This is a genomic window from Chitinophaga sp. XS-30, assembly GCF_008086345.1.
In the GTDB taxonomy this organism is placed as follows: Bacteria; Bacteroidota; Bacteroidia; order Chitinophagales; family Chitinophagaceae; genus Chitinophaga.
The window spans coordinates 3,321,362-3,334,514 of sequence record NZ_CP043006.1; the positions used below are offsets into that span (position 1 = coordinate 3,321,362).

The 13,153-nt window shown below is 54.7% G+C and carries 11 protein-coding genes; all 11 read left to right on the plus strand.

The window, feature by feature from the left end:
• The first annotated feature begins 2 nt into the window (after nucleotides 1–2).
• The 11 genes from FW415_RS13635 to FW415_RS13685 all read left to right on the plus strand — a co-directional run bounded on the left by FW415_RS13635 (nucleotide 3) and on the right by FW415_RS13685 (nucleotide 13,013).
• Nucleotides 3–1,454 carry an oligosaccharide flippase family protein gene (locus FW415_RS13635; RefSeq protein WP_148385891.1) on the plus strand — a complete coding sequence of 484 codons (1,452 nt, stop codon included), beginning with the start codon at nucleotides 3–5 and terminating at the stop codon, nucleotides 1,452–1,454.
• Complete coding sequence (locus FW415_RS13640) at nucleotides 1,451–2,524, plus strand: glycosyltransferase (protein WP_148385893.1); 1,074 nt, start codon at nucleotides 1,451–1,453, stop codon at nucleotides 2,522–2,524. Before FW415_RS13635 ends, FW415_RS13640 begins: the two co-directional genes overlap by 4 nt.
• On the plus strand, nucleotides 2,521–3,780 hold the full coding sequence (locus FW415_RS13645; protein WP_148385896.1) for a hypothetical protein: 1,260 nt from the start codon (nucleotides 2,521–2,523) through the stop codon (nucleotides 3,778–3,780). The genes FW415_RS13640 and FW415_RS13645 overlap by 4 nt, the downstream gene beginning before the upstream one ends.
• The gene (locus FW415_RS13650) at nucleotides 3,774–4,202 is read left to right on the plus strand and encodes a serine O-acetyltransferase (protein ID WP_210420687.1); all 429 of its coding nucleotides are present in this window, start codon (nucleotides 3,774–3,776) and stop codon (nucleotides 4,200–4,202) included. Before FW415_RS13645 ends, FW415_RS13650 begins: the two co-directional genes overlap by 7 nt.
• Nucleotides 4,203–4,205: 3 nt before the next feature.
• Nucleotides 4,206–5,270 carry a glycosyltransferase family 4 protein gene (locus FW415_RS13655; protein ID WP_148385898.1) on the plus strand — a complete coding sequence of 355 codons (1,065 nt, stop codon included), beginning with the start codon at nucleotides 4,206–4,208 and terminating at the stop codon, nucleotides 5,268–5,270.
• Between the two features lie 155 nt (nucleotides 5,271–5,425).
• On the plus strand, nucleotides 5,426–6,796 hold the full coding sequence (locus tag FW415_RS13660) for a phenylacetate--CoA ligase family protein (RefSeq protein WP_148385900.1): 1,371 nt from the start codon (nucleotides 5,426–5,428) through the stop codon (nucleotides 6,794–6,796).
• A gap of 3 nt (nucleotides 6,797–6,799) precedes the next feature.
• The gene (locus tag FW415_RS13665) at nucleotides 6,800–7,984 is read left to right on the plus strand and encodes a delta-aminolevulinic acid dehydratase (RefSeq protein WP_148385903.1); all 1,185 of its coding nucleotides are present in this window, start codon (nucleotides 6,800–6,802) and stop codon (nucleotides 7,982–7,984) included.
• Nucleotides 7,962–8,702, plus strand: coding sequence for a WecB/TagA/CpsF family glycosyltransferase (locus tag FW415_RS13670; RefSeq protein WP_148385906.1), 741 nt, complete (start codon nucleotides 7,962–7,964; stop codon nucleotides 8,700–8,702). The genes FW415_RS13665 and FW415_RS13670 overlap by 23 nt, the downstream gene beginning before the upstream one ends.
• A 2-nt stretch (nucleotides 8,703–8,704) precedes the next feature.
• Nucleotides 8,705–9,826, plus strand: a complete 1,122-nt coding sequence (gene wecB, locus FW415_RS13675; protein WP_148385908.1) for a non-hydrolyzing UDP-N-acetylglucosamine 2-epimerase — start codon at nucleotides 8,705–8,707, stop codon at nucleotides 9,824–9,826.
• 398 nt (nucleotides 9,827–10,224) lie between these two features.
• Nucleotides 10,225–10,470 carry a YqaE/Pmp3 family membrane protein gene (locus FW415_RS13680; protein WP_148385911.1) on the plus strand — a complete coding sequence of 82 codons (246 nt, stop codon included), beginning with the start codon at nucleotides 10,225–10,227 and terminating at the stop codon, nucleotides 10,468–10,470.
• Between the two features lie 68 nt (nucleotides 10,471–10,538).
• Entirely contained in the window at nucleotides 10,539–13,013 is a 2,475-nt protein-coding gene (locus tag FW415_RS13685) for a phosphocholine-specific phospholipase C (RefSeq protein ID WP_148385913.1), read from the plus strand.
• Nucleotides 13,014–13,153 lie beyond the last annotated feature (140 nt).

The window sequence follows — 13,153 nt, forward strand, 5'->3', positions numbered from 1 at the left end:
CCATGTCTGCCAGGGTGTTAAAGAACGCGGCTATTTATACCATTGTAACGCTGCTGCAGCGGTCCATCGGGCTGTTGCTGCTGCCGCTGTACACCTTTTTCCTGCTGCCCGGCGACTACGGCCAGCTGAGCGTAGTGCTGGCTGTTTCCAATTTCGTTTCGATCGTTATGCTGCTGGCTATTCCATATGCCACGGCGCGCTTCAACTTCAAGCTCACTGCGGACCCCGGCGGCACGCGCGCCCTCTGGGGAAACAACCTGCTGCTGGTGTTGCTCAGCGCGGCATGCACGGGAACCCTGCTGCTGGTATTCCACCCTTACCTGGTGGCGCCCTTTACCAAAGGCATCCCGTTCTATCCCTTGTTGTTCACGGGCATTGTGACCACCATGCTCAACCCGGTATATCTCTTCTACCAGAGTTATCTGCAAACCGGGCAGCACGGCAGGCGATACGGGCTGAACATGTTACTGAACTTCTCACTGAATACGGGTTTGATCATCCTGTTCGTGGCCGTGTTCCGTTTAGGCGTAACCGGTATTCTGCTGGCGAACCTGCTGACGGCGCTCGTTTTCGCCGTATATGCGCTGTTGGCGTTCCTGCCGGTGGTTAGGCCCCGCCTGAACCGGGAGCAGACCGCCCGGACGCTCCGCTATTCGCTGCCGCTGGTACCGCACAGCCTGTCGTTGTGGGCATTGGGGATGACGGACCGGATGTTCCTGCTGAACAGCCGCGGCGCGGCGGAAACCGGTATTTACAGCGTGGGCAGCCAGGTAGGCTGTACCATGAACGTGATCACCGCAGCCGCCAACCAGGCCTGGTCACCCTGGTTCTACGACGTGATCAGGGACCGCAACAACATGCCAATGGTCATCAAGATGTGCAATATCCTTTGTGCCCTCTATTGCCTGCTGGCGCTGGCGATCTCCTTTTTTTCCAGGGAGATCATCCAGCTGCTGGCGGGTGAACGGTACGCAGAAGCGTGGAAGGTCATTCCGCTGACCGCCTTTGCCTGCGTACTGATGGGATACTATCACTTTTTCGCCAACGTGATACTGCTGGAAGAAAGAACAAAATACCTCATGGTAATATCCACCTGCGGCGCCGCGTGCAGTATAGTCCTGAACATTTTTGCCGTACCGGCTTTCGGGGGAATGGGCGCGGCGGTCTCCATGCTGCTGTCTTACCTCCTGGCCAGTCTGCTGGCATTATCGGTTTCCCGCAGGCTCAGGAAAGATATCCGTTTCCGTTACGGCGGAATGTATGGCATGTTCGGGCTGGCCTTTGCCGTATCCCTGATCGCCTACAGCGGGGAGGGTATGCCGGCTATCCGTTTTCTGATACTGAAAGCGCTTGTGCTGACGGCTTTTATCACGGTTTTTTTCCTGCGGTACCGGCACGATATCATTGTCTGGGCCGGGCGCATGAAAGCAAAAATTATAAAGGTCTCCGGATGAAAAAGCAGCTGTTATTATTCGCCTCGCACCAGTTCGGGTACCTGACGGATACCCTGAAATACTGTGAGCATATGGATGGCCGGTACGATGTCACTTACATAGGATGGGATTACGGGAAGATGAAAATAATCATGAAGGGCATCGATGTGAAATATGTCAGCCGCGCGGGCCATCTGCTGCTGCGTAATTACAGGCTGCTGAAAGCGCTGCACCGGGAAGTGCGGAGCGGGCGGTACGATGTGGTGTTTGCCCATTATACCCGGGGCATTTCGCTGGTGAAACTGCTCAATCCCCGGCAGCGGTTCATTTTCGATATCCGCACCGGGTCTACGGACCGGCATGCGGTGCGCCGCCGGGCCTACGATCTGTTCATGAGGCTGGAAAGCACCGTCTTTCGCGAGGTTACGGTGATCAGCGAGGGGCTGGCCATGCAGCTGGGCATCCGCCGCTATGATCTGCTGCCGCTGGGTGCGGATGCTGTGGAAGCGCCGCAAAAGCGTTTTTCCGGTGGATGCATGCAATTGCTGTACGTGGGCACTTTGCAGGGCCGGAATATCCTGGAATGTGTAAAAGGACTGCACCAATATCTGCTGGCCGAAACAGCGGAAAGAACGGTGCTGACCATCATCGGGGATTCCCCGGGAAGGGAATTGGAGGAGATAACAGCGTACATCTCGGCTCATCCGGAGCTGAAGGATAGTGTGGTATGCACAGGGCGTTTGCCGCGTAGGGAGTTGGACAGGTATTTCAGGGAAGCGCATGCCGGCCTGTCGTTTATCCCCGTTACGCCTTGGTACACCCGCCAGCCGCCCACCAAAACATGCGAATACCTCCTGTCCGGCCTGCCCGTGATCGCTACCCGGACGGAGGCGCATATGCGCCTGCTGGAAGGGGAAGAGATGTGTGTGCTGATCAATGATGCAGCGGATGATGTGGCGAAAGCCATTGCCGTGATCAGGGCAAAGCTGCCCTATGCGGACGCCGCAGCCCTGCAGCAAAAATATATCCGGTACACCTGGCGGAATGTGGTGAACGCACATTTCATTCCGCTCATACAACAGGCATTTTGAGAACGAAAGTCAACATAGCGACCGCACTGTTATATACCGCAGCCTTCTCCGGTTTCGCGCTGCAACTGGCCGGCCTGGAAAAGAGCCTGGCTACGCCGGTATTGCTGGTCATGGATATCGGCATCGTCTTCCTGGGTATTGGCACGCTGGGAAAGAACCGGCTGAATGCCGCTGTTTTCCTGCTGATACTGGTTTTGTCTTCCCTCTGTTATGCCGCTCATGACTACGCACTGATCTCGCATATCAACGGCTTGCGGGAGATACTGAACATCGTGCTGGTGTTTTCTTTTTACGAAGCGCTGGCGGAGAGTGAATATAAAACCTTGTTCAGCGAACGTTTCAGCCGGTTTGAAAAGTTGTTCCTGCTGGCGCAGATACCAGTTACGCTGTACCAGTTCAGCCTGTACGGCGCGGGAGACCAGGTGGGCGGCACCCTCGGCCCCGGAAGCTCAGGCGTGCTCACACTGGTCATCATCCTGCTGGTGTACCGGCGCATCAGGGAACAGCTGCCGGAAACAGGCTACAAAGCTTATCTCAATGCCCTGTACCTGTTGCCGCTGGCGCTCAACGAAACCAAGATATCCTTCATCCTCATTCCGCTGCTGTTCCTCCTGCTGATCCGTCACTGGCAGATGAAATACGCGGTCTGGAACATCGCCGGTGCGCTGATCTTCTTCCTCGTGCTGAACGGCCTGTACACCGACCAGGGCAAAAGCACCGCCAACCCTGCCGCCGAAATATTCGATATGGAGTTCCTGGACTTTTACCTGCTGGGCAGCGATCAGGATGCGGATGATTACGAAGATCTCCCCCGTGCGCTCAAGATCGTGCTGGCGGCGGAGTTGCTGGACAAGCGTGCCAGCGATGCCTGGCTGGGCATTTCCTACGGCGTGTTCAAAGGTGGCAGTTATGTGGATAAAGACGGCTTCGCCGATGAGTATCACTGGCTGTTAAGCGGTTCCCGCCCCGCCATTTTCTATCTGCTGATCACCGGCGGATGGCCTTTGCTCATTTTGATCATCGGTTACCTGATCGCTAAAATATATGCCGGAGGCGATATGCCGGACCGGAAGCTGATGATACTGCTCACGGTATTGTTATGCATCATGATGATCTATAACGATGCCATCCGGAGCCAGGCGTTCCTGATGATCTATGCGTTTTTTGCGCTGGAAGCCGGAGGGCGGTTCAAAACATCCCGCGATGCCGAAGTATTGCCGGATGCATACAAACCTGTAAATGCAAGATTATGCTGAATGCCATTCACCTGTACCGGGCGGCCAGCTGGCTGAAGCGGCGGCACATTCCGTTGCTGCCGCGATTGCTGACGCTGCTGATATTCCTGTTGTACAACAGCAAGATCCCCGCCAGCGCAAGCATCGGCAAAGGCACCCGGCTGGGATATGGCGGCATCGGCGTAGTTATTCATGATCGCGCGGTGATCGGCGAATTTGTGATGATCGGTCCGAATGTGACCATCGGCGGGCGTTCCGGGCATTATGAAGTGCCCGTGATCGGCGATCATGTGGATATTTCCACCGGCGCAAAAGTGCTGGGCCCTGTCAGGATCGGCAACAATGTGGTGATCGGCGCGAATGCCGTTGTGATAAAAGATGTGCCGGACAATGCGGTCGTAGCCGGCGTGCCGGCAAAGATCATCCGGATACAGCAAAACTGAAATATGAAAATGGATTACGGTACAATACTTTTTGTAGGGGTGGCTCCGGAAGACCGGGGAGGGATTGCCAGTGTGCTGCGGGCTTACCGGAAGCATTTTACCGGCAGCAGGTTCTTTGCGTCCAATGTTTCACCGGCCGCATTCCCCATTGCCTGCATCCGTTTCAGCCTGCTGCTGCTGACCGCCAGGGAGATCAGGATCGTGCATATCCACGGCGCTTCACGCGGAAGCTTTTACCGCAAATATGTACTGTTCCTGATCGCAAAATACCTCTTTCGCCGCAAGGTGATCTATCATGTGCATGGCGGAGGGTTCCAGGATTTCTATGAGCAGGCAGGCGGTTTTGTGCAGGGGAGGATCAGGCATTTCACCGATCATGCAGATACCGTTATTTGCCTGTCTGACAGCTGGAAACGGTTTTTCCTGCTGCATTTCCGGCCGCGGTACCTCATGGTGCTGCCCAATACGGTAGAGCATGTGGCTACCCGCCGGCACAGGGAACCGGCAAAAGTGATCTTCCTTTTCATGGGAAAGATAGGGGAGCGCAAAGGGATATACGATCTGCTGAAAGCGGCGGCAATGCTGTGTCCGCAATATGATAAACAATTCGAGATATGGATAGGGGGAGATGGCAGCACACAGGCGCTGCACGTCCTCGTGGAAAGCATGGGATTAACGGAAACCGTTTTTTATAAAGGCTGGGTAACTGGTCATGCAAAGGAGGAGCTGTTCGGGAAGGCAACCGTTTTTGTGTTGCCTTCCTATCATGAAGGGCTGCCGGTATCGATACTGGAAGCGATGTCTCACAGCCTGCCGGTGATCGCTACGAACGTAGGCGGTATCCCGGAACTGGTGGCGAACGGGGAATCCGGCCTGCTGGTGAAAGCAGGGGATAAGGCCGCCCTGAGCGCAGCGATGCAGCAGTTTATCCTGGACCGGCAGCTCGCGAAACAAATGGGAATGGTGGCCGCCGATATTATCCGGAAACGCTTTGTGTTTGAGCATACGAGAACGAAGTTGGATAAGCTATACATCGAACTAAACCGAAATAAAAATGGAACAGCCTAAGATAGGTGTTGGAGAACAGCTGCGGAGAACAAAGATGAGCAGACTATATATCGAACTAAATCAGTGTAAAAAACTGCGGGAACAGTATAGCGCTGGCGCCGGTAAACAACTGCCCGAAACAACAATGAACAAAGTATATACTGCTTCAAGCCGAAATGAAAATACTGGAACAGCTTAAGATATCCGTGCTGAAAAACAGCCACCGGTTGCCTGCGGGATTGAATTTTGCTTTGTCCAAATGCAATAACGATCCTCAGCGCATATACGGGAAAGCCTACCAAAGCTGCCTCGCGGAGCTGCGCAACCCTGCTGCCGGAGAGGCTTTACGGGAGGAACGCCTGCTGGCTATCGTAAATAACGCCATCCGCGATGTGCCTTACTACCGCCGCCAGTACGGCGGCCAACCCATCCATTCCGTTGAAGCCTTCAAAGCCATAGCAGGGTTTATCAGCAAGCAAACGGTACAGGAAGACCCCGCGGCTTTCCGGCAAGAACATTTCCATGAAAGGGAGTACGACCTGGTGACCACCGGCGGAACAAGCGGCAAACCTTTGCAGCTGTACGTCCCCCGCAACCGCTACGCACGGGAATGGGCCACGGTACACCACGCCTGGAGCCGCGCAGGTTTCCGCTTCGATCACCGGGCCGTGCTGCGGAACCATCGCCTGCCCGCAGGCCGGGTTTGCGCCGTAAACCCCTTCACCAAAGAGATCATTTTCGACAACTTCCGGCTGACGGAAGAATACATGGCCGAGGTGTACAAAGTGATCCGGAAATACCGCATCCCTTTCATGCATGCCTATCCTTCCGCCGTACAACAGTTCTCCGCATTCTGTCATCGGGAGCAGCTGGACCTTTCCTTCCTGCGTGCTTTCCTCTGCAGCTCCGAGAACGTGTACCCGCATCAGTTAGATACCGTGCGGGAGCAGACCGGCGCCAGGTTGTTCTCCTTTTACGGTCACAGCGAAAAACTGGTGTTCGGCGCTTTCTGCGAGTTTACCGATCATTTTCATATGGACCCGGATTACGGGTTCTTCGAGTTGGTGGATGAAAATGGAGCTACGGTCAATACCCCTGGTATGACCGGCGAGATCACCGGCACCACGCTGTATAATAACGGCATGCCGCTGATCCGGTACAGAACAGGGGATTTTGCGGAATATCTCGGGGACCATTGTCCGCATTGCCATCGCAACATGCCTGTGCTGCGCCGCATCATGGGCCGCTGGAATGGGGAGAAGGTGTACAACCGGGACGGGTCGTACGTCACCACCACGGCGCTGAACCTGCACGACGATCTCTACCGGAAGATAGACGGGCTGCAATATTACCAGCGGGAGAAAGGCCAGCTGGAAATAAGGATCATCAGGAATCCCGCGTTCACCCCGGCAGATGAAGCGAAGCTGCTGCACAGCATCAGCACAAAATTATCGCCATCCTCCACCGTCACTGTGCGGCATGTGGAATGGCTGGAAAGAAAGCAGAACGGGAAATTCCTGCTGCTGATCAGTAATGTAGAATCATAGAACATGGATATTGTTGCATCGTTTAACAGGCTGAAAGATTATTGCGAGCGGGAGGACTTCCGGGGCTGGGACCCCTATGATGGCCTGAACAGCACGGTATTCCGGCGTTTGCCCTGGTTGCCGGACAGGCGTTTGCCCCGGCTGGCCTGGATACAGATGATGAAGCGCACGCCATTCAATTTACGTAAGGTGATGGGCGTGAAGAAAGCATACAATCCCAAAGGCCTCGGCCTCTTCCTGGCGGGTTACTGCAACCTCTACAAAAGAGAGCCGTCCGCGCTTTATCTGGACAAGATCAAATACCTGGCGGACAAGCTCATCAGCCTTCAGTCCACCGGCTACAGCGGCAGCTGCTGGGGGTATAATTTCGACTGGCAGGCACGGGCCTTCTTCCAGCCCCGGAATACCCCCACCGTAGTAGCCACCACCTATATCGCCAATGCGCTGATGGACGCCTGGGAGATCACAAAAGAGCAGCAGTACCTCACCGTAGCGCTGGGCAGCGCCGGGTTTGTGCTGTACGACCTCAACCGCAGTTATGATGATAAAGGGAACTTCGCCTTTTCCTATTCCCCGCAGGACCATACGCAGGTATTCAACGCTTCCCTGCTCGGTACCCGGCTGCTGGCCCGCATTTATCATTACACCCGGGACGTATCCCTCCTGAAGCCCGCGAGGCAATCCGCCGCATTCTGCTGCGATCACCGGCAGGAGAACGGCGCCTGGTCTTACGGCACCCTGCCTTTTCACCAGTGGACAGATAATTTTCATACCGGCTACAACCTGGAATGCCTCGCGGCCTACCAGTACTATACGCACGATCACAGCTTCCGCAAAGCGATTGAAAAAGGAACGGACTATTATCTGCGGACTTTCTTTACCGAAGAAGGCAAACCGAAATATTACAACAACAAACTTTATCCGCTGGATGTGCATAATACCGCGCAGCTCATCATCACCCTGTCCCGCCTCGGCCTCTTTGGCCAGCACCGGCCGCTGATGGATAAAGTGCTGGGATGGACGATAAACAATATGCAGGACCGCGAAGGCTATTTCTATTACCAGCTCCGCCGCGGCCTGAATGTGCGAACACCCTACATGCGCTGGGCGCAGGCCTGGATGTTCAATGCCATGTCGCTTTACCTACTTGAAATAAAATCAGATCATGACCAGAACAGCTATTTGTAACATCCCTGTGGATGTGCTGACGATGCAGCAAACGCTGGATCATATTGAAGACGCCATCACCCGGCGCAAACAGATACAACATGTGGTGATCAATGCCGCAAAGGTAGTGCATGCACAGAAAGACCCCGGGCTGAGAAATGCCATCGTCAACTGTGATATCATCAATGCAGACGGCCAGTCCATCGTCTGGGCCTCCCGTTTCCTCGGCAAGGCCCTGCCGGAACGCGTGGCCGGTATCGACCTGATGGAAGCGCTGATAGCGCTGGCAGGTAAAAAACGCTATAAAATATTCCTGCTTGGCGCAAAAGAAGAAGTGGTAAAAAAGGTGGCAGATATCTACACCGCGCAACATGGCGCCGGTATCATCGCCGGTTACCGCAACGGGTACTTCAAACCGGAAGAGGAAGCGCAGGTAGCCGCGGAGATCGCCGTGTCCGGCGCGGATATGCTCTTTGTCGCCATCACTTCCCCGAAGAAAGAACTGTTCCTCGACGAATACAACGACGTGATCAACATCCCCTTTACCATGGGCGTCGGCGGCAGCTTCGACGTAGTGGCAGGGCTGACGAAACGCGCACCCCGCTGGATGCAGCGCATCGGCATGGAATGGTTCTACCGCCTGGCACAGGAGCCGCGCCGGATGTGGAAACGTTATCTCATCGGGAACAGCGCGTTCATCTATCTCGTACTGAAAGAAAAACTGAAGTTCAAACACTGACCATGAAAATTACCATCGTCGCCGGCGCACGCCCCAATTTCATGAAGATAGCCCCCATCATAGACGCTATCCGCGAGGCAGCATCCGGCGGAGCCGAAATCAGCTACAGGCTGGTGCATACCGGGCAGCATTATGACAAAAAGATGAGCGAGGATTTCTTTGAGCAACTGGGCATTCCGGAGCCGGATGCCAACCTGGAAGCCGGAGGCGGCACACAGGCGGAACAGACGGCCAATATCATGGTCCGCTTTGAAAAAGAGCTGATGCTGCACCCGGCGGACCTGGTGCTGGTAGTGGGAGACGTAACCTCCACCATGGCTTGCGCCATTGTGGCAAAGAAACTGCATACCCGTGTGGCGCATGTGGAAGCCGGCATACGCTCCGGGGACATCAGCATGCCGGAAGAGGTCAACCGCCTGGTAACGGATGTGCTGACGGACTACTATTTCACCACATCGCCCATTGCCAACCGTAATCTCCAGCGAAGCGGCGTGGAAGAGGACCGGATCTTTTTCGTGGGAAACACCATGATCGATACCCTGTTGAAGCAGATGCCCCGTTTCCGGCAACCCGCCATCTGGAAAAACGCAGCCCTGCAGCCGCGGGAATATTTCGTGGTCACCCTTCACCGGCCGGCGAATGTGGACCAGCAGGGGCAGCTGCAGCAACTCCTGCGGGAGATCATTATACTGAGCAGGGGGCTGCCGGTGATCTTCCCGGTACATCCCCGTACGGCAAAAGTGTTGGCCGGTACAGGGCTTGTTGCGCCGAACCTCCATCTCACGGAGCCTTTGAGCTACCTGGAGTTCAACTACCTCGTACAGCATGCAAAGGCCGTGATCACAGACTCCGGCGGCATCACCGAAGAAACCACGGTGATGGGGGTGCCCTGCATGACGCTGCGGGACAATACGGAAAGGCCCGAAACCTGCCTGACCGGTACAAACGAACTGCTCGGCACCGCGCCGGAAGCATTGCGCCCGGCCATGGAAAAACTCTTTGCCGGGCAATGGAAAAAGGGCGGCATTCCCGAACTGTGGGATGGCAAAACAGCCCACAGGATCATACGGCATTTGCTGGGAATATCCACCATTAATCCTCCCATGGTAGCGGATTATAAGTAGGATAAGCCATATCTGATTCATATCAAAGCCATATCCTATTCATAGATAAGTCATCTTGATAATGATATGGCTTATCTATGGCTTGACTTTGGGTAAAGACTGAATAAATAATCAATCGTGCTGCTTGAAGGAGCAATACAAGGCCCTTTGAATATCTGGCCATGATACTGTTATACAGCGGATTACATACTGCCGTCTCGGGTAATGCGGACTCTTTTATAGTCCGGTTTCCTCCTGATATTGTTGTATAGCCGGATTTCAGGCAGCCGTCACAATTTCACCGGAAAAACTGCAGATAATTGCGTATTTTTATCATCCATTCTTATACATCCTGATACATGACATAGCGAGCAGGTAAGCCGAAAACTGTAATTATAGAGTAGGCATAATCTAGTTTGATGATGATCATCATTGCGTTGCTTTGTCCGGGTCTTTCCTTCCTGTTCCGGGGAAAGATCATTTCCGCTCTCTTAGCTTTCATTTTGCAATTTGTGGCGGTGCTGACCTTCGTGTTCTTTGGCGCCGGTTTCCTGTTATGGGGACTGCTGGCCTTCTGGGCGGTATCTTCCTATAACAATGCCCGGGCAGACAGGCGGAACCGCGAGATGGTCAGGGCCATGCAGGCGAGGGGCTACCGTAGATAACCCCCTTTTCTGCCGCTATTAACGGTAACGTCATACCAGCATTCCGGAAATATTGCTATTTTGGCTGAATGGACACGAGAAGGGAATTTCTACGAAAAGCAGCATTGCTCACCGGGGCAGGCGGACTGGCCAACATCCTCCCGGAAACCATTCAAAGGGCCATGGCCATTGATCCCGCTCCCGGAAGCAGCTATCTCGATGCCGAACATGTGGTTTTTCTCATGCAGGAAAACCGGTCTTTCGACCACTGTTTCGGCACCCTCAAAGGCGTGCGCGGTTTCAACGACCCCAGGGCGCTGAAACTCGAGAACGGCAATCCCGTTTTTCTCCAGTCCAATGCGGCGGGCGAAACCTACGCTCCCTTCCGTATGAACATCAAAGACACCAAAGCCACCTGGATGAGTGCGCTCCCGCATGCCTGGGCAGATCAGGTGGATGCGCGGAATAATGGGAAGTACGATAAATGGCTTGATATAAAACGTTCCGGCAACAAAGCCTACAGCAAAATGCCGCTGACAATGGGGTATTACAACCGGGAAGACCTTCCTTTCTATTACGCCCTGGCCGATGCTTTCACGGTATGCGACCAGCATTTCTGCTCGTCGCTGACCGGCACCACGCCCAACCGCCTGTTCTTCTTTACCGGCACCATCCGCCAGGAGCAGAACGGCAAGGCAAAGGCCAATGTCTGGAATTCAGATGTGGATTACGGGAAACAGGCCAGTTGGAAGACCTTCCCGGAAACGCTGGAAGAGCATGATATCTCCTGGAAGATCTATCAGAACGAGATCAGTGTGGGTGTTGGTTTTGAAGGGGAGGAAGATTCCTGGCTCGCCAATTTTACGGATAATCCCATTGAATGGTTTTCCCAATATCATGTGGAATATTCGGAGGCTCATCAGCAGCATCTGCGGAAACTGCAGGATACCCTGCCGCAGGAAATCACCACGCTCGAAACCCGCCTGTCTGCCCAAACCCCGGGCAGCGAAGAACATGCGGCCACAACAAAAACACTGGGCCGCCGCCGGGCCGCACTGGAAAAGGCCAGAGCGGTGCTGGACAAGATCGCGGAAACACCCTTCAGCGCATTGCCGGAAAGGGAGCAACAGCTGCACCGGAAAGCATTTAGCACCAATGTAAACGATCCCGCATATCACCAGCTCACCAGCCTGAAATATAACGATGGCGATACCGAAAGGGAAGTGAAACTGCCTGCAGGCGATATCCTGCACCAGTTCCGCCAGGATGTGAAGAACGGGCAGCTGCCCGTCGTATCCTGGATCGTGGCGCCGGAGAATTTCTCCGATCATCCCGGCGCGCCCTGGTATGGCGCCTGGTATGTATCCGAGGTGATGGATATCCTTACACAGAACCCCGAGGTCTGGAAGAAGACCATCTTCGTGCTGACCTATGATGAGAACGATGGTTATTTCGATCATGTGCCGCCCTTTGTGGCGCCAAAACCCGCCGATCCTTCCTCGGGGAAAGTTTCTGCCGGTATAGACACCGCGGTGGAATACGTAACCCCTGAAACGCAGGCGCCGGGCGATGATGTCCGTGCCAGCGCCATAGGCCTCGGGTACCGGGTGCCGATGGTGGTGGCATCGCCCTGGAGCCGGGGAGGGTACGTCAATTCCCAGGTGTTCGACCATACCTCCGATCTCCAGTTCCTGGAAAAATTCCTGTCGCACAGGACCCGTAAAAAAATAGCCGCAGAAAATATCTCCGCCTGGAGGCGTACCGTTTGTGGTGACCTGACCTCCGTTTTCCGCCCCTGGAACGGGGAGAAGATCAAGCCTCCCGCATCGGTAGATAAAGAAGCGTTCATAAAAACGGTGCACCAGGCGAAGTTCCGGGAAGCACCCGCGAATTTCATCAAGCTTACGCAGAAGGAGATCAGCCAGTTTAATGCCGGTGGCGGGCTGGCTGCCATGCCGCAGCAGGAACCGGGCATACGCCCCTCATGCGCCATTCCATACGAGCTGTATGCTGATGCTAAACCCGATGCCGGACGCAAAAACGTCATCCTGCAACTTTCCGCCCGCAACCAGCTATTCGGCGCATCAGCCGCGGGCGCACCCTTTTCCGTGTACACCGGCAGCCGGATGGAAAACCGCTCCTATGCCGTAAAGGCGGGAGATGAGCTGACAGATGCCTTTGCCTTCGAAGATGGCGCGTACCACCTGCGGGTGTACGGCCCGAACGGATTTTACCGGGAAATGAAAGGAGATGAAAGCGACCCTGAATTGATGATAAAGACCGATTACCGGAAAAGCGGTATCCTGATGCTGGAGCTCCGCAATGATGGCAACGAAACGCTGGAACTGGAAGTGCGCGACAATGCCTACAAAAGCAAACGCCTGTCCGCCGCAACAGCACCGGGAAAGGGTGTGGTATGGCCATTAAACCTCGCAAAAAGCCACGGCTGGTACGATTTCAGCATTATTGTGAAAGGCGCGGGCCGTTTCGAGCGGCGGTATGCCGGGCATCTGGAAACGGGGAAACCGAGTTTCAGCGATCCTTTGATGGGGAGAGTGGTGTAGCATTTCCGCTGACTCATCCATTGAACCCGCCATTATTCCCACCCCAGGCATCCGGGAATTGTCAATACGTAGTTATACCTTTTTTTTCGGGAGCTTTTACCTGACGGATCTTCGGTCCGCCGCCATATCTTGCATTTACT

Excerpts from the sequence above, each read along its gene's own strand:
- FW415_RS13650 (WP_210420687.1), top strand. The coding sequence starts at position 3,774 with ATGCTGAATGCCATTCACCTGTACCGGGCGGCCAGCTGGCTGAAGCGG.
- FW415_RS13685 (WP_148385913.1), top strand. The coding sequence starts at position 10,539 with ATGGACACGAGAAGGGAATTTCTACGAAAAGCAGCATTGCTCACCGGG.
- FW415_RS13680 (WP_148385911.1), top strand. The coding sequence starts at position 10,225 with ATGATGATCATCATTGCGTTGCTTTGTCCGGGTCTTTCCTTCCTGTTC.
- FW415_RS13665 (WP_148385903.1), top strand. The coding sequence starts at position 6,800 with ATGGATATTGTTGCATCGTTTAACAGGCTGAAAGATTATTGCGAGCGG.
- FW415_RS13640 (WP_148385893.1), top strand. The coding sequence starts at position 1,451 with ATGAAAAAGCAGCTGTTATTATTCGCCTCGCACCAGTTCGGGTACCTG.
- FW415_RS13660 (WP_148385900.1), top strand. The coding sequence starts at position 5,426 with ATGAAAATACTGGAACAGCTTAAGATATCCGTGCTGAAAAACAGCCAC.
- FW415_RS13635 (WP_148385891.1), top strand. The coding sequence starts at position 3 with ATGTCTGCCAGGGTGTTAAAGAACGCGGCTATTTATACCATTGTAACG.
- FW415_RS13655 (WP_148385898.1), top strand. The coding sequence starts at position 4,206 with ATGAAAATGGATTACGGTACAATACTTTTTGTAGGGGTGGCTCCGGAA.
- FW415_RS13670 (WP_148385906.1), top strand. The coding sequence starts at position 7,962 with ATGACCAGAACAGCTATTTGTAACATCCCTGTGGATGTGCTGACGATG.
- wecB (WP_148385908.1), top strand. The coding sequence starts at position 8,705 with ATGAAAATTACCATCGTCGCCGGCGCACGCCCCAATTTCATGAAGATA.